Source organism: Paradevosia shaoguanensis (genome assembly GCF_016801025.1).
Taxonomy (GTDB): domain Bacteria; phylum Pseudomonadota; class Alphaproteobacteria; order Rhizobiales; family Devosiaceae; genus Paradevosia; species Paradevosia shaoguanensis.
On sequence record NZ_CP068983.1, the window covers coordinates 1973028 to 1992079 of the forward strand.

Genomic DNA, 19052 nt, shown 5'->3' on the forward strand with positions numbered 1-19052 from the left:
GGAGAGGGTGCCCGCAGGGCGGGTGAGGGGACGCCAGTATCCCCGGCCCCCGCGCCCACCTCACTCCGCCGCCAGCGCCTGCTCCTCGCGCAGCTTCTGCTCGAGCCGCGCCGTGGCCGCCACCTTCTGTCCGAACCGCACCCTGCCGGCGCCGCCGAAGAGCGCGTCGCGCTCTTCGCGTGTCGACAGGAAGAAGGGGAAGCGCCGCACGATGCGCGGCAGCGTCTCGGGCACGTGGCTGCCCACCAGCACGATCGGAAAGTTCAACTGCCCATAGGTCCGCTGCGGGCCCATGGGCTGGGAGAGGAAGATGCGCTTGTAGAAGGCGGCATGTTCGGGTCGCACCGATTGCAGGCAATAGTCGACCCCGAAATGCTCGGACGCCATCAGCCCCAGCCGCAGGGTCAGGTAGGGCAAGGCCGGGTAGGCCAGCGAGGCCTCGTGGTCGGCGGTGAAGCGCGTGGGGTCGGTAAAGCTCATGCCCTTGTCGAGCATGGGCCCCAGCACGTCCTCGTAGACCCCGAGGCTGGGCGAGATGCGGCAATCGGGCGTGATGTGGTGGATGCGGATCGAGCTCATCAGCCGGCCGTCGATGAACACGCCGAACGTATAGGCGTTCGGCGAGAGATCGAGCGGGTCGGTGTAGATTTCTTCCGAGTTGTACGGCAGGAAATTTTCCCGCCGGTAAGCCTCGTAGCGCAGCCGGTAAACCGGGTCCGTCACGTCTTCCGGTTGGATGCGGGCGTATTCGACCTTGTCGAGTACGTCCAGTAGCGTTCCGGCAAACCGCGATGGCGCGGTCGCCGGCTGCGAGCCTTCGTTGGAGCTCATGTTCACACCCACACAGTGAAAATTTGAATTAAATTTTAACTATGTGTGAGAGGGTTGGCGGTGGTTTCTGAATTTATGGTTAACGTTCGGCCGTAAACCTCAGTGCCTAAACACTTTTCCGCTCCGGGAGCGGATGGTCTGGCCCGGCGCGAAGGAGACGCGCTCGATCAGTTCGGCGATTTCGCGCCGCGGTAGCGGCACGCCGAAGAGGAAGCCCTGCACCTGGTCGATATCGGCGGCGCGCGAGATCGCATCGAGCTGGTCCTCGGTCTCGATGCCCTCCACGGTCACCGTCAGGTCGAGATCCTTGCTCAGCTTGGCGATGTTGGAGACGAGCTTGAGCGAGCGCTCGCTGGTGGTGATGTCGGCCACGAACGAGCGGTCGATCTTGAGCTTGGTGAAGGGCAGGGCGTGGAGGTACGACAGGCTCGAATAGCCCGTGCCGAAATCGTCGAGCGCAATGCCCACGCCCAGCTCGCGCAATTCGCTCAGCGCCTTGCTCACCGCCTGCTTTTCCTCGATCAGCGTGGATTCGGTGATTTCCACTTCCAGCCGCTCCGGGGAGAGCCCGGTCTTGCGCAGGCCCTCGCGCACCATCTCGGTCACGTCCGTGGTGCGGAAGTCGGTGGCCGAGAGGTTTATGGCCACGCGCAGCGGGCTCGGCCAATGCTTGCATTCGCGCGTGGCGGTGATCAGCACGAAGCGGGTGAGGTCGGAAATGGCGCCGATTTCCTCGGCGATCGGCACGAAGACCGAGGGCGGAATATTGCCGAGTTCGGCATGGTTCCAGCGCGCCAGGGCCTCGCAGCCGATGATCCGCCGCGCCCGCAGGTCGACGATGGGTTGGTAGACGAGGAAAAGCTCGCCCTTGTCGAGCGCTTCGCGCAGGTCCGCCTTGAGCCGCTGGCGCTGGCGGTAGTCGATGTCCATCACGTCGTGGAACAGCGACCATTGCGCCTTCCCGCTGCCCTTGGCGCCATAGAGCGCCAGGTCCGCGCGGGTAAGGAGCGTCGCCAGGTCCTCGGTGGGCTTGGCGATGACCACGCCGATCGAGGCATGGGCCTTGAGCACCTGGTCCATGATGAAGAAGGGCTGGCTGAGCACTTCGAGCACGGCATTGGCGTCGCGCTCGACGGAACGGCGCGTGACCCCGCTGGGACGATAGACGATGAACTCGTCGCCGCCGAACCGCGCGGCCACGGCGCTGTTGTCGAGCACCGAGCGGATGCGGCGCGCCGCCTCGACCAGCAGGGCGTCGCCCACCGGGTGCCCGAACGTGTCGTTGACGTGCTTGAAGTCGTCGAGGTCGATCATCATCAGCATCACGTTCTCGCGCGCATTGGTGCGGCGCTTGCGGATGAGGCTGGCTTCGACTTCCTCGGAGAAATAATGGCGGTTGGGCAGGCTCGTCAGGCCGTCGAACCGGGCCATGTAGTTGATGCGCTCATTGGCGCGCACACGCTCGGTAATGTCCTCGAACATCACCACGGTATGGCCTTGGCCGGAGGTGATGGTGATCTCGACCCGCAATTGCGGGGGCACGGCCACCACCATCTTGCGATGGCCCATGCCGGCGGCGATGGCGCGCATGAACTGGCGGGCAAGGGTGGGCGAGATGAGCCCGTCGCGGCGCGATTGCGAGATGACCTGGGAGAGGTAGCGGCCGACGCTGCGCTCGGGCGAAAGGCCCGGAAAGAGCTCGCGCGCCCGGCGATTGACCACGGCCACGCGCCCGGCTTCGTCCAGCATGCACAGGCCATGCGGCATGGTGGTCAAGGCAGTGTCGAGTTCGCGCGCCAGCCGGTTGGCTTCCATCCTGCCATGCACGGCGCCGAGCAGGATTTCGCGCAGGTTGCTGGCCATGCGCCGGATGCCGGCCATGAAGAGGATCAGCAGCACGGCGATGGTGGCGTGGTAGATGTCGCCCTTGAGGAGCAGGCCGACGCCGAAGGGAATGGTGATCGAGAGCAGCTGGAGCGTGATCAGCCGGTCCATCGCGAAGTTGCGGTTCGCAATGCCGGTGACGCCGGCCATGGTCACCACGGCCGCCGCGAAGGCGGCAAAGCCGCCATCGTTGACCCAGAGGCTCGCATAGCACCAGAAGCCGTGGAGGGCGGCGGTCACCACCGCGCCCACCGTCATGCGCACTTCCCAGACGGCGGCACTATCGGCGTCGTCGACCACCAGGTTCGCGCGGGCAAAGGCCCTCATGTCGAGGATACGGGCGACGCAGACGATGAAGAACAGCGCGGCCATCGCATAGAGCAGCGGCGAGGAGGCGCCGTAGGCGGAAACCCCGGCTGCAATGGCCGAGCAGATCATCCCATAGGCCATCGATCGCGGGTCGGCGTAAAGCGACCGGACGATCGACACGTAATCCACGGCCGGTAGTTTGCGTCTTGCCGAATAGAACATGCGCTTTGGGGTTCCGTAACCCGGCGATCATGCCCGTAACGCGTTAATGGCCGATTGCATCAATCGTATTTTGTCTAAAGATGTAGTTGGGTTTGCGTTAAGAAGCCCCGGCCGTTTCGGGCTCTACTTGGCCGGGGCAAAGTCTTCAGGCCGCGGCGGCAGCCGTCTTGGGAATTGCCAGCTTGGCCCGTGCGTCGGCGCGGCCGAACCAGACCGAACCCAGGATCACGCAGGCCGTGCCGATGGCGTGGTAGATGGTAAAGGGCTCGTTGAGCACCACCACGGCGATGGCGATGGTGAAGAGCGGGCCGAAGGCGCCGGTCGAAGATGTCGCGCGCGCCCCGATGCGGGCAATGCCGCCATTCATCAGGAACGAGGGCACGACGGTGCCGAGGACGCCCAGCGCCAGGCCATAGGCCCAGACCGGGGCGGAAAGCTCGGCATAGCTGCCGATACCGTGCCAGATCGTGTTCTGCGCGATTGCCGCGATCGCCGCCGTGCCCATGGCGATGCAGGTGAAGAGCCCGGTGCCGATATGGTTCATCTGCCGCTTGGCCAGGTGCTGGTAGAGGGCGAAGGTCAACGCCGAGGCGAGGACCAGCCCGGTGCCCAGCCAGAGGCCTTCGGGGTCCGTGGTGAGGTTCCAGCCGAAGATCACCAGCAGGCCCGCATAGGAGAGCGCCATGCCCGGCACCACGCTCCAGTGCATGCGGTCCCCGAAGAACCAGACGCCGAAGAGCAGGGTGAAGAAGGGATAGGTGAACAGCACCAGTCGCTCGAACTGGGCCGAGAGGAAGTTGAGGCCGGCGAAATCGAGATAGCTCGAGACGTAATAGCCCAGAATGCCCACGGCCATGCTGGAGGCGACCAGCTTCGGCGTGAGGCGCTTGCGCATATCGGGGCTGCGGCGCAGCAGCGTCAGCAGGATCACGGCATAGACCGGCAGCGCCACCAGCATGCGCAGCGCCAGCACCGTCTCGGTGGGCACGCCGTGCTGGTAGGCGAGCTTGATGAAGATGCCCTTGGTCGAAAAGAGCACGGCCCCGCCGATGGCGAGGGCATAGCCGACATAGTCGATATCGGTTGCGGCGGGGGCGGTCGAGGTTGAGGCTGGCGACGGCATGAAAGACCTTGGCTTGTTGGGTGGTCCTGCCATCTGTCACCGGAGCGCCTGATGGCGGGACCGGTGAAACGAAACGCTCGAATTATCTACACGCGCGCTCGGCCCGGCTCCCGGAAGGAACCAAGAAGGAGGAGGCCAAGAATGGTCATGGCGCGCTGATGCATGTCCGAGCGCTTACACCCGCCCGGCAGACGCGACAAGACGTTTTGCTCGCCGCCGGCCACACTTATCCGCGCCGGTGGCGCCGGCGATACAATCGCAGGACCATGGTTTTCACCGGCTGCCGGCCCCCAGAAACGGAACCCAATCGAGAATTCATCGAAAAAGCACCGACTTTCATCGCAAAATTCGCGAAAGATCGCCGAAGATTGCCCGAAATTGAGTCAAAATTTAACGATTTGAACGACGTGCCCAGGATAAATACCAACCAATATCAATGAATTAACTGGATGCGAGAGCCCAAAAACCCGTCAAAAAAGCCCAAAAAACAAAGTTATTCACGCTCGCGGGTGGGCCTTGTGGTAGCTCTCCAGCAGCCGGTCGGTATCGACGGCGGTATAGATCTGGGTGGTCGAAAGCGACGCGTGGCCCAGCAATTCCTGGATCGCCCGCAGGTCGCCGCCCTTGCCCAGGAGGTGGGTGGCGAAGGAATGCCGCAGGGCATGGGGCGTCGCCGACGGAGGCAGGCCCAGCGCGCCACGGAGTTGCACCACCCGCATCTGGATGAGGCGCGGGGAGAGTACCCCGCCCTTGACCCCGCGGAAGAGCGGCTGGCCGGGATCGAGCGCGAAGGGGCAGATGTCCAGATAGGTGTCGATGGCGCGGCGGACCGCGGCGATCAGCGGCACCATCCGCGTCTTGCCGCCCTTGCCGGTCACCCGCAGCGTCTCGGCATCGAGATCGGCCCGCGTCAGCGCCAGTGCTTCGGAAATACGCAGCCCCGCGCCATAGCAGAGCGAGAGCACCGCCATGTCGCGCGCCGCCACCCAGGGCTGCTCCTCGATCTGTGCGGTGGTGGCGATCGTGCGCTTGGCCTCGATCACGGTCAGCGCCTTGGGGAGCGAGCGGCCGATCTTGGGCGTACGCACGGCGTTGAACGCCTCGGTCGCCATCACCCCCTCGCGCTCGAGAAAGGCGAAGAAGGACTTGATCGCCGAGAGCGACCGGGCAAGGGAGCGTGAGGTCACGTCATCTTCGCGCCGGCTCGCCATGAAGGCGCGGATATCGGCGGCCCGCAAATCCTTGAGCGTCTCCAGCTTCACCTTCCCTCCGGCATGCCCGGAGAGGAAATCGAGGAACTGGCCGACATCGCGCCCATAGGATTGGATGGTCAAAGGCGAAAGCCGCCGCACCACCCCAAGCTCCCGCTCCCAGGCAGCAAGCTGGTTCTGGAGAAAGGCATCGACGGTAAAGGCGGTATTGGGCATGGGCAGAGGGTAGCCCGGAGACCTTAGCAAAATGCTGACTGGCCGCATGCTCCTCTTCTCGTGTGCACAAACCCCTTGGCGCCCGTTCCCCATTTGTGCTCTAGGCTCTACCCTGGCCTCGTGGATATGCAATTGGAAGATTCCCCCGACATCGTCGCCGTCATGGTCTCCGTTTCCGTCGAGGGACCCTATTCCTACCGTGTGCCGGCGGGGATGACGGTGACGCGCGGCTCGATCGTGGCGGTGCCGCTGGTCGGGCGGCTGACGCTCGGGGTGGTCTGGGGGCAGCCCAAGGATAATTTTGCCCATAATCGCCTCAAGGACATTGCCCGGGTCTACGATGTCCCGCCGCTCTCCGAAGAATTGCTGCGCCTTGTCGACTGGGTCTCCCGCTATACGCTGGCGGCGCCCGGCGCGGTGCTGCGGGCCGTGCTGCGCTCGACCGAGGCATTGGAGCCCGAGCGGCCCATCACCGCCTTCCGCAAGACCGGGTACGAGCCCGAGCGCATGACCGACGCGCGGTTGCGCGTCATGGATGTCGTCGCCGATGGCCTTGCCTGGGCCAAGGCCGCCATTGTCGGCGCTTCGGGCGTTTCGCCCTCGGTCGTCGAGGGGCTCGAAAAGGTCGGGGCACTGGAGCGGATCGAGATGCCGCCCCCGCCCATTGCCCTGCCGCCCGATCCGGATGCGGCGCGGCCGAAGCTGAGCGCCGAGCAGCAGGCGGCGATGGACCAGATCCGCAGTCTCGATCCCCACAAGTTCGGCGTGGCCCTGCTCGATGGCGTCACGGGCGGCGGCAAGACCGAGGTGTTTTTCGAGGCGGTGGCCGATACGCTCGAAGCCGGGCGGCAGGCGCTGATCCTGCTGCCGGAAATCGCGCTGACGCACACCTTCCTCGAACGCTTCACCCGGCGCTTCGGCACGCGACCGGCCGAGTGGCATTCGGACATGACCCCGGTGCAGCGCGCCCGCACCTGGCGCGGCGTGCTCACCGGCCAGGTGCGCGCCGTGGTCGGCGCACGCTCCGCTCTGTTCCTGCCGTTCCACGAGCTGGGCATGATCGTGCTCGACGAAGAGCATGACGGCGCCTTCAAGCAGTCCGATGGGGTCAATTACCACGCCCGCGACATGGCGGTGGTGCGCGGCTCGCTCTCGCAGGCGCGCGTGATCCTCTCCTCAGCCACGCCCTCGGTCGAATCGCGCAACAATGCCGATACCGGCAAGTACCTGCATGTGAAGCTCGAGAGCCGGTTCGCCGCCGCGCAGCTCCCCGATATCACCGCGCTCGACATGCGCGAGGAGGGCCCCGAAAAGGGTTCGTGGATCGCCCCGCGCCTCGCCCGCGAAATCTTCGCCACGCTCGATCGGGGGGAGCAGGCGCTGCTGTTCCTCAACCGGCGCGGCTATGCCCCGCTCACCCTCTGCCGCGCCTGCGGGCATCAGTATCAGTGTCCCGATTGCTCGGCCTGGCTGGTGGAGCACCGCTTCCGCGGCGTCCTCATGTGCCACCATTGCGGGCATGAGCAGAAGGTGCCCAAGGCCTGCGGCGAATGCGGCTCGGTGGATTCCCTGGTGCCGATCGGCCCGGGCATCGAGCGCGTGGCAGAGGAAGCGGCTGCGCGCTTCCCCGATGCGCGGCGGGTCATTCTCTCCTCGGACATGGGTTCGAACGCGCAATTGCGCGATCGCTTCACGGAGATCGAGAAGGGCGAATACGACCTCGTCATCGGCACCCAGCTTGTCGCCAAGGGCCACCATTTCGAAAAGCTGACGCTGGTCGGGGTGCTCGATGCCGATCTCGGTCTTGCCCATGGCGATCCCCGCGCCGCCGAGAAGACGTTTCAGATCCTGACCCAGGTCACGGGCCGCGCCGGTCGCGCCTCGCGCGCGGGCAAGGCGTTCCTCCAGACCTACCATCCCTCCCATCCGGTGATGGAGGCGATGGTCAAGTCCGATCGCGAGGCGTTCTACCAGCACGAGCTCAAGGTTCGCCGCGACGGGCAATTGCCGCCGTTCGGGCGGCTGGCGGCCCTCATCGTCTCGGCCAACGAGCATGACGACGCCTTCAACTTCGCCAAGCGGCTCCTCGCTGCCGCGCCCATGGCCGAGGACGTTCGCCTCTTCGGTCCGGCCGATGCGCCGGTGGCCATGGTGCGCGGTCGCCATCGCGTCAGGCTCCTCGCCCAGAGCGGCAAGGATTTCGATCTTTCCGGCTATGTCCGCTTCTGGCTCACCAATGCCGAGCGAGCGACCGGGAATCTGCGGGTTCAGGTCGATATCGACCCCCAGAGTTTTTTCTGAGCGCACCGGTCGCGAAAAGCCGATTCCGGAAGGCCGCGCATGGCCTTGGCCAAAGCCTTGTGCGCTGCGACAATTGACGGCGTCGGAATCCGGTCGGCGAGCCTTGCGCGGGGCTTAATCCTTGTGTTAGAGGGGGCGCGAATTTCAAGGGGCTCGCGGGTAGCCCTGTCCAACGACACGTCCAAGCGTCACGACCGCCCGGTTCGATTTATTGAACTCCGCGTGGTTCGCGCGTGGAAAGGTTGGGGCGAAAACAAGAGGGTGATGCGAGTTTGAGCGCGCAGAATTCGGTACTTGTGCACATTGCGAGGCCTTACGCCTCGGCGCTTTTTGATCTCGCGAGCAGCGAAGGCAGTGTTCCTGCCGTAGAAGCCGGGCTCGACTCCGTCTCCAAGCTTATCGGCGAGAGCCAGGACTTCCAGCGGTTCCTCCGCTCGCCGGTGATCACCACCGACGTGAAGGCCGCCGCTCTCGACGAGCTGCTCAAGAAGGTCTCGGTCGACAAGACCGTCGCCAACACGCTGCGCGTGGTGGCTCGCAACGGTCGCCTCTTCGCCGTTCCGGCGATCATCGCCGAGTTCAAGGCGCAGGCCGCCAAGGCGCGCGGCGAAGTGTCGGCTGAAGTGACGTCCGCTTCCGCCCTCACCAAGGACCAGCTGGCAAGCCTGGCCGAGACGCTCAAGGGCAAGCTCGGCAAGACCGTCACGCTCACCGAATTTGTCGATCCGTCTCTGATCGGCGGCCTTGTGGTCAAGGTCGGCTCGCAGATGATCGATTCTTCTCTCAAAACCAAATTGACTGCGATGAAGATCGCCATGAAAGAGGTCGGGTAATGGATATCAAGGCCGCGGAAGTTTCCGCCATCCTCAAGGACCAGATCAAGAATTTCGGCCAGGAAGCTGAAGTCTCCGAAGTCGGTCAGGTTCTGTCGGTCGGCGACGGCATTGCCCGCGTCTATGGCCTCGACAACGTGCAGGCCGGTGAGCTCGTCGAGTTCCCGGGCGGCATCAAGGGCATGGCGCTCAACCTCGAAACCGACAATGTCGGCGTCGTGATCTTCGGCTCTGACCGGGCCATCAAGGAAGGCGACACCGTCAAGCGTACCGGCTCGATCGTGGATACCCCGGTCGGCAAGGGCCTGCTCGGCCGCGTTGTCGATGGTCTGGGCAATCCGATCGACGGCAAGGGCCCGATCGTTCACACCGAGCGTCGCCGCGTCGACGTCAAGGCTCCGGGCATCCTGCCGCGCAAGTCCGTGCACGAGCCGATGTCGACGGGCCTCAAGGCCATTGACGCCCTGATCCCGATCGGCCGTGGCCAGCGCGAGCTCATCATCGGTGACCGCCAGACCGGCAAGACCGCCGTGATCCTGGACACCTTCCTCAATCAGAAGCCGGCGCACGTCGCCAACGCTTCCGAGACGGAAAAGCTCTACTGCATCTACGTCGCTATCGGCCAGAAGCGTTCGACCGTCGCCCAGTTCGTGCGTCAGCTCGAAGAAGCCGGCGCCATGGAATATTCCGTGGTCGTGGCTGCTACCGCTTCGGACCCGGCTCCGCTCCAGTACATCGCGCCCTTCACCGGCTGCGCCATCGGCGAGTGGTTCCGTGACAATGGCATGCACGCCGTTATCGCCTATGACGATCTGACCAAGCAGGCCGTTGCCTACCGCCAGATGTCCCTGCTGCTCCGTCGTCCGCCGGGCCGCGAAGCTTACCCGGGCGACGTGTTCTACCTGCACTCCCGTCTCCTCGAGCGCGCTGCAAAGCTCAACGAAGAGCATGGTTCGGGCTCGCTGACCGCTCTGCCGGTTATCGAAACCCAGGCCAACGACGTGTCGGCCTACATTCCGACCAACGTGATCTCGATCACCGACGGCCAGATCTTCCTTGAGACCAACCTCTTCTTCCAGGGTATCCGTCCGGCCGTGAACGTCGGTATCTCGGTTTCCCGCGTGGGCTCCTCGGCCCAGGTCAAGGCGATGAAGCAGGTTGCCGGCTCGATCAAGGGCGAGCTTTCGCAGTACCGTGAAATGGCCGCCTTCGCCCAGTTCGGTTCGGACCTCGACGCTGCCACGCAGCGCCTCCTGAACCGTGGTGCGCGTCTGACCGAACTCTTGAAGCAGCCGCAGTTCTCCCCGCTCAAGACCGAAGAAGAAGTCGCGGTCATCTTCGCGGGCGTGAACGGCTACCTCGACGACCTTCCGGTCAACAAGGTGGGCGATTTCGAAAAGACGGTCCTGTCGACCCTGCGCTCCAAGCATGCCGACCTCCTGGGCGCGATCGCCAAGGACAAGGCGCTGAGCGACGACCTGCGCGCCCAGCTCAAGGCCGCGCTCGACGCGATCAAGAAGACCTACGTCGCCTAAGACCGACAGCGGCCCAATAAGGAGAGCCTTGGCTTATGCCTTCGCTAAAGGACCTTAAGAACCGGATCACCTCGGTCAAGTCGACCCAGAAGATCACCAAGGCCATGCAGATGGTCGCGGCGGCCAAGCTCCGTCGCGCCCAGGAAACTGCAGAGGCTGCGCGTCCCTATGCCGAGCGCATGAGCAAGGTTCTGGCCGGCCTCGGCGCTGCCTATGAAGGCCGCGCCGGCGCCCCGATCCTACTGGCCGGCACGGGCAAGGACCAGGTGCACCTCCTGGTGGTTGCCACCGGCGAGCGTGGCCTGGCCGGTGCCTTCAACTCGGCAATCGCGCGCCTCGCCCGCGACCACGCCCAGCAGCTCCTTGCCCAGGGCAAGACGGTCAAGATCCTGACCGTCGGCCGCAAGGGCCAGGATATCCTCAAGCGCCAGTTCGCCGCCAATATCGTCGAGTACATCACGCTGCGCGACGTCAAGCAGGTCGGCTTCTCGAACGCCCAGGCGATCGGGGACAAGGTGCTCTCGATGTTCGCCGCCGGCGAATTCGACGTGGCGACCCTCTACTATTCCAAGTTCGCCTCGGTGATTGCGCAGATCCCGACTGCCCAGCAGCTCATCCCGGCCAAGTTCGAGGCGACCGAGGCCGATGCCTCCGCGCTCTCCTACGAATACGAGCCAAGCGAAGAAGCGATCCTCAACGATCTCCTGCCGCGCAATATCTCCATGCAGATCTATCGCGCGCTGCTCGAGAACGGGGCTTCCTTCTACGGCGCCCAGATGAGCGCCATGGACAACGCGACCCGCAATGCCGGCGAGATGATCCGGAAGCTCCAGCTTTCCTACAATCGTCAGCGCCAGGCGCAGATCACCAAAGAACTCATCGAAATCATTTCGGGCGCGGAAGCGCTCTAACAGCTTAGCGAGGACCAACAGATGGCAGAGAAAAAGGCCGGTCGCGTTTCCCAGGTCATCGGCGCCGTCGTCGACGTTACGTTCGACGACCACCTGCCCGCGATTCTCAACGCGCTTGAAACCACCAACAATGGCTCGCGCCTGGTGCTCGAAGTTGCCCAGCACCTGGGCGAGAACACCGTTCGCACCATTGCCATGGACACGACCGAAGGTCTCGTCCGCGGCACCGAAGTGACCGATACCGGTGAAGCGATTTCGGTTCCGGTTGGCGACGCCACCCTCGGCCGCATCATGAACGTGATCGGCGAGCCGATCGACGAAGCCGGCCCGGTCAATTCGCCGACCAAGCGCGGCATCCACCAGGATGCGCCGTCCTTCGTCGAGCAGAACCCGGAAGCCCAGGTTCTCGTCACCGGCATCAAGGTCGTGGACCTCATCGCTCCCTATTCGCGCGGTGGTAAGATTGGCCTCTTCGGCGGCGCCGGCGTGGGCAAGACCGTGCTCATCCAGGAGCTCATCAACAACATCGCCAAGGCCCACGGTGGTTATTCCGTGTTCGCCGGCGTCGGTGAGCGGACCCGCGAGGGCAACGACCTCTACCACGAAATGATCGAATCGGGCGTGAACAAGGACCCGCACGAGAACGGTGGCTCGGCCGCCGGTTCCAAGTGCGCGCTCGTTTTCGGCCAGATGAACGAGCCCCCCGGCGCCCGCGCCCGCGTTGCTCTGACGGGCCTGACCGTCGCCGAGCATTTCCGCGACCAGGGCCAGGACGTGCTGTTCTTCGTGGACAACATCTTCCGCTTCACCCAGGCAGGCGCCGAGATGTCGGCTCTGCTCGGCCGTATTCCTTCGGCCGTGGGTTACCAGCCAACGCTCGCCACCGACATGGGTGCTCTCCAGGAGCGCATCACCACCACGTCCAAGGGCTCGATCACCTCGGTGCAGGCCGTGTACGTGCCGGCCGACGATCTGACCGACCCGGCGCCGGCGACCTCGTTCGCGCACCTTGACGCCACCACCGTTCTCGACCGTTCGATCTCTGAAAAGGGCATCTACCCGGCCGTGGATCCGCTTGGCTCGACCTCGCGTATTCTGGATCCCCAGGTGGTTGGCGAGGAGCACTACCAGGTGGCTCGCCAGGTCCAGCAGATCCTGCAGAAGTACAAGGCCCTCCAGGACATCATCGCCATCCTTGGCATGGATGAACTCTCCGAAGAGGACAAGTTGACCGTGGCCCGCGCCCGCAAGATCGAGCGCTTCATGAGCCAGCCGTTCGACGTGGCCGAAGTGTTCACCGGCTCGCCGGGCGTGTTCGTGCAGCTCGAAGACACCATCAAGGGCTTCAAGGGCCTGGTGAACGGCGAGTACGATCACCTGCCGGAAGCCGCCTTCTACATGGTCGGCACCATCGAAGACGCCGTCAAGAAGGCCCAGAAGCTGGCTGCCCAGGCCGCCTAAGCTTCGCTTCGCAAAGAACTCGGAGGGTCCGGCAGCGCCGGGCCTTCCTTCGACCGCCCGCCGCTTTGGGGAAATAGGTTATGGCCGAAGGCATCCACATCGAAATCGTCTCGCCCGAAAAGCTGATCCTGGCCGAGGATGCGCGCTCCGTCGCCGTTCCGGGCACGGAAGGCTATTTCACGGTGCTGGGCGACCATGCGCCGCTCATGACCACGCTCAAGCCCGGCTTCATCACCGTGGTGCGCGCTGACGGCTCCACCCGCACGTTCTACGTCCGTGGCGGCTTCGCCGACGTCTCGCCGGAAGGCCTGACGATCCTGGCCGAAGAAGCCTCCAGCTTTGCCGATTTCGACCGCGCCGCGATCGAGAAGGCGCTGTCGGACGCGCAGGAGCAGCTCGCTCGCGCCGAGTCCTTCGAGGACAAGTCCTTCGCCCAGGAACTCGTTTCGGGCTGGATGAACCTGATGATGGAAGCCGGTCAGATCGACGAGGCTCACATCCACTGAGTTTCGACTATCGAAACCGGGAACGGAACGAGGCGCCGCGAGGCGCCTTTTTTCATGGATTGACGGAAAAGTGTAAAGCCGATCAGGGTTTTACCGTAACCTCAGTTTAAGGTTCGGTCCTTACCGTTCGCCCCCGCGCTGGGCAGAAGCCCGTTCAAGCGTTTGGGGGACAAAATAATGAAAACCGTATCCGCCTTCTTCGGCAATATCAGCCTTCGGCTGATGATTTCGGCACTCGTCATTTCGGGTATCCTGATCGCCATTACCGCCATGTCGCTGGGCATCTATGCCAGCCTCTCCTCGAGCCTCTACGCCCAGGGAAGGGCCGATCAGGCCACGGCGATGAAGACTGCGGCGACTGTGTTCTCGGGCGCCATCTCGGGCTCCAAACTTGAATGGGCCGATGACGGCTCGCTCGCCAAGGTCCAGGTCTGGGCCATCATGCCCTTCTTCGACAACATCCTCATGCAAGGCATTTCGCGCGTCACGGGCGGCGAGGCCAGCCTCTACATCTATGATCGCGAGAGCAAGGCGCTCACCGTCAAGACCACCTCGGTCACCAATGCCGACGGCACGCCCGCGCTCGAGGAAACCATCGATGCCAAGAGCCCGCTCTATGCGGCGCTGACTGCCGGCACGCCGCAGCTCGACCAGGAAGTCTTCCATGGCGAAGAGTACTTCTCGGCCTACCAGCCGATCGTCAAGGAAAACGGGGACCTCGCCGGCGTGCTCTTCGTGGGCAAGCGCGTGGCCGTCGTGCAGCAGACCATCCAGGGCGTCGTGATGCTGCTCCTGGGCGTCGGCGCTGCCGTTACCGTGGCGCTCGGCGTCCTGGGCTACCTCGCCTCGCTCCTCATCACCCGGCCGATCCCGCGCCTCGCCAGGTCTATGGCCAGGGTCGCCGAGGGCGATTACACCACCGAGATTCCTTACATCCAGTCGCGTAACGAATTGGGCGGCATGGCTCGTGCCGTCGAGATCTTCCGCGAGAACGGTCTCAAGGTCGCGCAGATGACCGAGGCCGAGGCCGTGCGCATCGTCGCCGACAAGGAAGCCCATACCCGCATGATGGCCGAGTTGCGCGATGCCTTCGGCAATGTGGTGGATGCCGCCGTCGAGGGCGATTTCTCGCGCCGCGTCGATACCAGCTTCCCCGATGCCGAGCTCAACGCCATCGCCTCCTCGATCAACAATCTCGTCTCGACGGTCGACCGCGGTCTTTCCGAGACCGGCGACGTGCTCGGCGCGCTCGCCCAGACCGACCTGACGCAGCGCGTCGAAGGGCAGTACCATGGCGCCTTCGCCCGCCTCAAGGACGATACCAACGCCGTGGCAGACAAGCTCACCGAGATCGTCGGACAGCTCAAGGCGACCTCGCAGGCGCTCAAGACCGCGACCAGCGAAATCCTTTCGGGCGCCAACGATCTTTCCGAGCGCACCACCCGGCAGGCCGCGACCATCGAGGAAACCTCGGCGGCCATCGAGCAGCTGGCGACCACCGTTGCCCGCAATGCCGAGGATGCCGTCCTCGCCAGCGACAAGGCTTCGGGCGTCGCCCGCAGCGCCGAAGAAGGCGGGCAGGTCATGGGCGAGGCCAACCAGGCCATGGAGCGTATCAGCGCCTCTTCGTCCAAGATCTCCAACATCATCGGCATGATCGACGACATCGCCTTCCAGACCAACCTTCTGGCCTTGAACGCTTCGGTCGAGGCGGCACGGGCCGGCGATGCGGGCAAGGGCTTTGCCGTGGTCGCCGTCGAAGTGCGGCGCCTCGCCCAGTCGGCGGCGCAGGCCTCCTCCGAGGTCAAGGCGCTCATCGAGCAGAGCGCCGACGAGGTCAAGGGCGGCTCGCGCCTCGTCGCCGAGGCTGCCGACAAGCTGCACCAGATGCTGGCCGGCGTGCGCGACAACAATGCCGCGCTCGATGCCATCGCCCGCGCCAGCCGCGAGCAGGCTTCGGCCATCGATGAAGTGACGACCGCCATCCGGCAGATGGACGAGATGACCCAGCACAATGCGGCTCTGGTCGAAGAGACCAATGCCGCCATCGAGCAGACCGAGGCCCAGGCCTCCGAACTCGACCGCGTGGTGGACGTCTTCACCATCGGCCAGAGCGCTGCGCCGGGCCATCACGAGGCGCATCGCCGCGCTGCCTGATACCTGCCCTTGGCACGAAAACAGCAGGGCGTCCTCCGGGGCGCCCTTTTTCGTTGCGGCGGCTCTGGGCGCTTCACCAAGTCTTAATGTCGATGATGTTTTTGTGACATCTGGTCGCAGGCGAAGTCTTCGGCCTGGCGATTCAGTTTTCGGGTCGCTGTAACAAATGATTTCGGGCGCGAGTGTTGTCGTGCCCACTCTTGATGTTTGCGATAGCCGACCGTCCAAGCGGAATTGTTCCGAACCAGGTCTCTATCCGGCGTTGTTTTTGGTCTTTTCCCCGCAACCCCGATCGACATCGCGCATCTCCAGGAGGAGAAACTCGTGTTCGCGTTCCTTACGGCCAGCATTGCTCGCCGCCTTTATACGCTTCTGGCTGTCTTTACCCTGGGCCTGGGCGGCATCGTCGTCTACCAGTTGGCCGATCTCAAATCGAACCTCACCGAATTCAAGCGCACCGAAATCCAGAGCGTCGTGCAGTCGGCCGCTAGTCTGGTGGAAGACTATTACAAGCGCGCCCAGAGCGGCGAGCTGACCACCGAGCAGGCGCAGGACATGGCCAAGGCGGCGCTGCGCGCCATCCGCTACCAGGACGGGGAATATCTCTTCGTCGACAGCTTCGACTACATCAACGTCGTCCACGCCAAGAAGCCGGAGAAGGAAGGCTCGAACCGCCGCAACGAGGCGGATGGGCGCGGCAAGCTCTATCTCGCCGAGATGATCGACAACGCCAAGGCCAATGGATCGGCCTATGAGGATTACCTCTGGGAAGACCCGGCCGGCGGCTTCTTCGACAAGACCACCTATGCGCAGGCCTTCAAGCCCTGGGGCTGGGTCATCGCCTCGGGCGTCTTGATGACCACGGTGCAGTCGATCTTCAACGAAGCGGCCATCGTTTCGGGCGGCATCACGCTCGCCATCATGGTGGCGATGCTGGTCCTGGGCTTCTTCCTCGTCAATTCCATCACCCGTCCGCTGGGGCGCCTCAATGGCGGCATCCTCAAGGTCGCCGAGGGCGATTACCAGGTCGGCATCGAGGGCATCGACAGGCGTGACGAGATCGGCGCGATGGCTCGTGCAGTTGAGGTGTTCCGGGAGAACGGGCTCAAGGTGGCGCAGATGACGGAGGCGGAAGCGGCCCGCATCGTCTCGGACCAGCGCGCCAGGGCCCAGATGATGGGCCAGCTCCAGGCTGCGTTCGGCAATGTCGTGGATGCCGCGGTGGCCGGCGACTTCTCACGCCGTGTCGAGGTGCAGTTCCCCGATGCCGAACTCAACCAGCTCGCCGGCTCGGTCAACAACCTCGTCGAAACCGTCGATGGCGGCCTCGCCGAAACCTCGCGTGTGCTGGGCTCGCTGGCCAGGGCGGACCTCACCGAGCGGGTCACCGGCTCCTATTCGGGCGCCTTCGGCCAGCTCAAGGACGATACCAATGCGGTGGCCGACAAGCTCGGCGAGATCGTCGGCCAGCTTCGCCAGACCTCCCGCGCCTTGAAGACCGCCACCGGAGAAATCCTCTCGGGCGCCAACGACCTCTCCGAACGCACCACCAAGCAGGCGGCGACGATCGAGGAGACGTCGGCGGCCATGGAGCAGCTGGCGTCCACCGTGCTGCAGAATGCCGAACGGGCCCGTGAAGCCTCGAGCGTTGCCGGCTCGGTCACCCGCACCGCCGAAGAGGGCGGGCAGGTGATGAACCATGCCAATGAGGCTATGGAGAAGATCGAGACCTCCTCGTCCAGGATCTCCAACATCATCGGCATGATCGACGACATCGCCTTCCAGACCAATCTTTTGGCACTGAACGCTTCGGTGGAAGCGGCCCGTGCCGGTGAAGCCGGCAAGGGCTTTGCGGTGGTCGCCGTTGAAGTGCGCCGTCTCGCCCAGTCTGCGGCGGAGGCCTCCTCGGAGGTCAAGGCGCTGATCGAGCAGAGCGCCGGCGAGGTCAAGACCGGCTCGCGCCTGGTTGCGGACGCGGCCTCCAAGCTCGAAGCCATGCTGACGGCGGCCCGGTCCTCCAATGAGTTGATGGATGGCATTGCCCGGGAAAGCCGGGAACAGGCCTCGGCCATCGAGGAGGTCAATGTCGCGGTCCGGCAGATGGACGAGATGACCCAGCACAACGCTGCCCTGGTCGAAGAGACCAATGCCGCCATCGAGCAGACGGAAGCCCAGGCCTCCGAGCTCGACCGGATCGTCGACATCTTTACCATCGACGGGGAAGCGCGTCGCGAGGCCCCGGCGCCCAAGCTCCAGCCCGGCAAGGCCATCCCGGCCAGGCCGGCCGCCACGGGCATCAAGGGCCTGCAGCAACGGGTGGCCACCGCCGCCAAGGCCTACCTCACCAACGGCAACGCCGCCATCGACAAGGACTGGGAGGAGTTCTGAGGGGCGCGGGACTATACCCATAGCCTCAAAGATCGGACGGCATACCGATCTCGCCGGCAGGTCTCCCTCCCCCTTGCGGGGAGGGGACAGGGGTGGGGGTGACCCCACCCACCGGACCGCGCCTGCTGCCCACCCCCACCCTCGATCCCTCCCCGCAAGGGGGAGGGAGGCAATGGAGCCGCACAGCCAGCGCAAGCGGGTCGAACCACGGCGACTACCAACCCGCACCATCTCCATCACCCTCTCGCCCCCCCTCACCCTCACCCCACCCCGATCTTCCCCGGGCGAAGACCCGGGGCCTATTGCACCCCTACACCCGAGTGGAGCCATCCGTGGGCCCCGGATCAAGTCCGGGGAAGTAAAGTGGGGGTGGCGCGAAACGGGGAAAGGAGGACCGGCACTTGGGGGCAGCGCCAGCGCTCCTGCACCTCACAAAAATCTCGTCCTCCCGCAAAACCCGGACACCCCCTGTCACCCTTTCCCGTGCATCTCCTGCTCGCCACAACCCTGGAGCAGACATGCCCATTCTCGAACACGTCACCTTCTCCATCCACGTCCCCATCCAGGATTTCCTCGCCGCGAACGCCCAGATCGACATCTGGTTCGCCGCACGGCCGGGCTTTCTTTTCCGGCATCTGGCGCGCAAGGATGATGGGAGCTGGATCGATCTCGTCGGTTGGGACAGTCTCCATGCGGCCCAGGCGGCTGCGAAAGCCCTGATGGAGGAATTGACGGATGCTCCGGCCATGCAGGCGATCGATCCGGCCACAATCGTGATGACGCATGCCCAGCTCCATGTCGCCCGCTGATCCGGAAATCGCGCGGCTTCTCGCCACTTTCCCCGAGCCCATAGCCGCCATGGCGGCGCAGCTTGTGGCGCTGCTGCTCGAGTTGCCCGATTTCGTGGCCAGGGCGCGCTTCGGCTGGCGCTCGGTCAATTTCAGGCACCCGGAAGCAGGCCATGTTTGCGCGGTGTTTCCCTATCCCGATCGGGTCGCGCTCATCTTCGAGCACGGGCGGCTGCTCGACAGTCCCCTGCTCGATGGGGAGACCAGCCGCGCGCGGTTCATCCGGTTTCTGCCGGGGGCCGAACTTCCCGTGGACGAGATAGCGATCCTCCTGGCGCAGGCCATTGCGCTCAAAGCCTGACCCGTGGTCAAAAAG

General features: G+C 64.5%; 14 protein-coding genes. 10 read left to right on the plus strand and 4 right to left on the minus strand.

Features of this window, described 5'->3' with window-relative positions:
• Positions 1-60: 60 nt before the first annotated feature.
• The 4 genes from JNE37_RS09335 to JNE37_RS09350 all read right to left on the minus strand — a co-directional run bounded on the left by JNE37_RS09335 (position 61) and on the right by JNE37_RS09350 (position 5796).
• Positions 61-831 (minus strand): N-acyl amino acid synthase FeeM domain-containing protein, encoded by a 771-nt coding sequence (locus JNE37_RS09335; protein WP_203066053.1) that lies wholly within the window; start codon positions 829-831, stop codon positions 61-63.
• Positions 832-930: 99 nt separating this feature from the next.
• Positions 931-3246: a putative bifunctional diguanylate cyclase/phosphodiesterase gene (locus tag JNE37_RS09340; protein ID WP_052015924.1), complete on the minus strand. Its 2316-nt coding sequence runs from the start codon at positions 3244-3246 to the stop codon at positions 931-933.
• Positions 3247-3391: 145 nt separating this feature from the next.
• Positions 3392-4369 carry a DMT family transporter gene (locus JNE37_RS09345; RefSeq protein ID WP_203066054.1) on the minus strand — a complete coding sequence of 326 codons (978 nt, stop codon included), beginning with the start codon at positions 4367-4369 and terminating at the stop codon, positions 3392-3394.
• Between the two features lie 497 nt (positions 4370-4866).
• Positions 4867-5796, minus strand: a complete 930-nt coding sequence (locus JNE37_RS09350) for a tyrosine recombinase XerC (protein WP_203066055.1) — start codon at positions 5794-5796, stop codon at positions 4867-4869.
• A gap of 126 nt (positions 5797-5922) precedes the next feature.
• Between JNE37_RS09350 and JNE37_RS09355 the strand changes: the two genes are divergently transcribed.
• The 10 genes from JNE37_RS09355 (at position 5923) to JNE37_RS09400 (ending at position 19037) form a co-directional block, all read left to right on the plus strand.
• On the plus strand, positions 5923-8097 hold the full coding sequence (locus JNE37_RS09355; protein ID WP_203066056.1) for a primosomal protein N': 2175 nt from the start codon (positions 5923-5925) through the stop codon (positions 8095-8097).
• A gap of 272 nt (positions 8098-8369) precedes the next feature.
• Positions 8370-8930, plus strand: coding sequence for a F0F1 ATP synthase subunit delta (locus tag JNE37_RS09360; RefSeq protein ID WP_203066057.1), 561 nt, complete (start codon positions 8370-8372; stop codon positions 8928-8930).
• Complete coding sequence (atpA, locus tag JNE37_RS09365) at positions 8930-10465, plus strand: F0F1 ATP synthase subunit alpha (protein ID WP_035037331.1); 1536 nt, start codon at positions 8930-8932, stop codon at positions 10463-10465. The genes JNE37_RS09360 and atpA overlap by 1 nt, the downstream gene beginning before the upstream one ends.
• A gap of 35 nt (positions 10466-10500) precedes the next feature.
• Positions 10501-11376, plus strand: a complete 876-nt coding sequence (locus JNE37_RS09370) for a F0F1 ATP synthase subunit gamma (protein WP_035037333.1) — start codon at positions 10501-10503, stop codon at positions 11374-11376.
• Positions 11377-11397: 21 nt separating this feature from the next.
• Positions 11398-12837 (plus strand): F0F1 ATP synthase subunit beta, encoded by a 1440-nt coding sequence (gene atpD / locus JNE37_RS09375; protein WP_035037335.1) that lies wholly within the window; start codon positions 11398-11400, stop codon positions 12835-12837.
• An 80-nt stretch (positions 12838-12917) separates the two neighbouring features.
• Complete coding sequence (locus JNE37_RS09380) at positions 12918-13343, plus strand: F0F1 ATP synthase subunit epsilon (RefSeq protein ID WP_035037338.1); 426 nt, start codon at positions 12918-12920, stop codon at positions 13341-13343.
• Between the two features lie 177 nt (positions 13344-13520).
• The gene (locus tag JNE37_RS09385; protein ID WP_203066058.1) at positions 13521-15500 is read left to right on the plus strand and encodes a methyl-accepting chemotaxis protein; all 1980 of its coding nucleotides are present in this window, start codon (positions 13521-13523) and stop codon (positions 15498-15500) included.
• A gap of 324 nt (positions 15501-15824) precedes the next feature.
• Entirely contained in the window at positions 15825-17888 is a 2064-nt protein-coding gene (locus tag JNE37_RS09390) for a methyl-accepting chemotaxis protein (RefSeq protein ID WP_203066059.1), read from the plus strand.
• Positions 17889-18406: 518 nt separating this feature from the next.
• Positions 18407-18697: a hypothetical protein gene (locus tag JNE37_RS09395; protein ID WP_203066060.1), complete on the plus strand. Its 291-nt coding sequence runs from the start codon at positions 18407-18409 to the stop codon at positions 18695-18697.
• The gene (locus tag JNE37_RS09400; protein ID WP_203066061.1) at positions 18672-19037 is read left to right on the plus strand and encodes a DUF1801 domain-containing protein; all 366 of its coding nucleotides are present in this window, start codon (positions 18672-18674) and stop codon (positions 19035-19037) included. Before JNE37_RS09395 ends, JNE37_RS09400 begins: the two co-directional genes overlap by 26 nt.
• The last annotated feature ends 15 nt before the right edge of the window (positions 19038-19052 follow it).

What these genes read in the sequence shown, in the direction of transcription:
- JNE37_RS09335 (WP_203066053.1), bottom strand. Translation starts at nt 831, where the DNA reads ATGAGCTCCAACGAAGGCTCGCAGCCGGCGACCGCGCCATCGCGGTTT.
- JNE37_RS09340 (WP_052015924.1), bottom strand. Translation starts at nt 3,246, where the DNA reads ATGTTCTATTCGGCAAGACGCAAACTACCGGCCGTGGATTACGTGTCG.
- JNE37_RS09345 (WP_203066054.1), bottom strand. Translation starts at nt 4,369, where the DNA reads ATGCCGTCGCCAGCCTCAACCTCGACCGCCCCCGCCGCAACCGATATC.
- JNE37_RS09350 (WP_203066055.1), bottom strand. Translation starts at nt 5,796, where the DNA reads ATGCCCAATACCGCCTTTACCGTCGATGCCTTTCTCCAGAACCAGCTT.
- JNE37_RS09355 (WP_203066056.1), top strand. Translation starts at nt 5,923, where the DNA reads ATGCAATTGGAAGATTCCCCCGACATCGTCGCCGTCATGGTCTCCGTT.
- atpA (WP_035037331.1), top strand. Translation starts at nt 8,930, where the DNA reads ATGGATATCAAGGCCGCGGAAGTTTCCGCCATCCTCAAGGACCAGATC.
- JNE37_RS09370 (WP_035037333.1), top strand. Translation starts at nt 10,501, where the DNA reads ATGCCTTCGCTAAAGGACCTTAAGAACCGGATCACCTCGGTCAAGTCG.
- atpD (WP_035037335.1), top strand. Translation starts at nt 11,398, where the DNA reads ATGGCAGAGAAAAAGGCCGGTCGCGTTTCCCAGGTCATCGGCGCCGTC.
- JNE37_RS09380 (WP_035037338.1), top strand. Translation starts at nt 12,918, where the DNA reads ATGGCCGAAGGCATCCACATCGAAATCGTCTCGCCCGAAAAGCTGATC.
- JNE37_RS09385 (WP_203066058.1), top strand. Translation starts at nt 13,521, where the DNA reads ATGAAAACCGTATCCGCCTTCTTCGGCAATATCAGCCTTCGGCTGATG.
- JNE37_RS09395 (WP_203066060.1), top strand. Translation starts at nt 18,407, where the DNA reads ATGCCCATTCTCGAACACGTCACCTTCTCCATCCACGTCCCCATCCAG.
- JNE37_RS09400 (WP_203066061.1), top strand. Translation starts at nt 18,672, where the DNA reads ATGCCCAGCTCCATGTCGCCCGCTGATCCGGAAATCGCGCGGCTTCTC.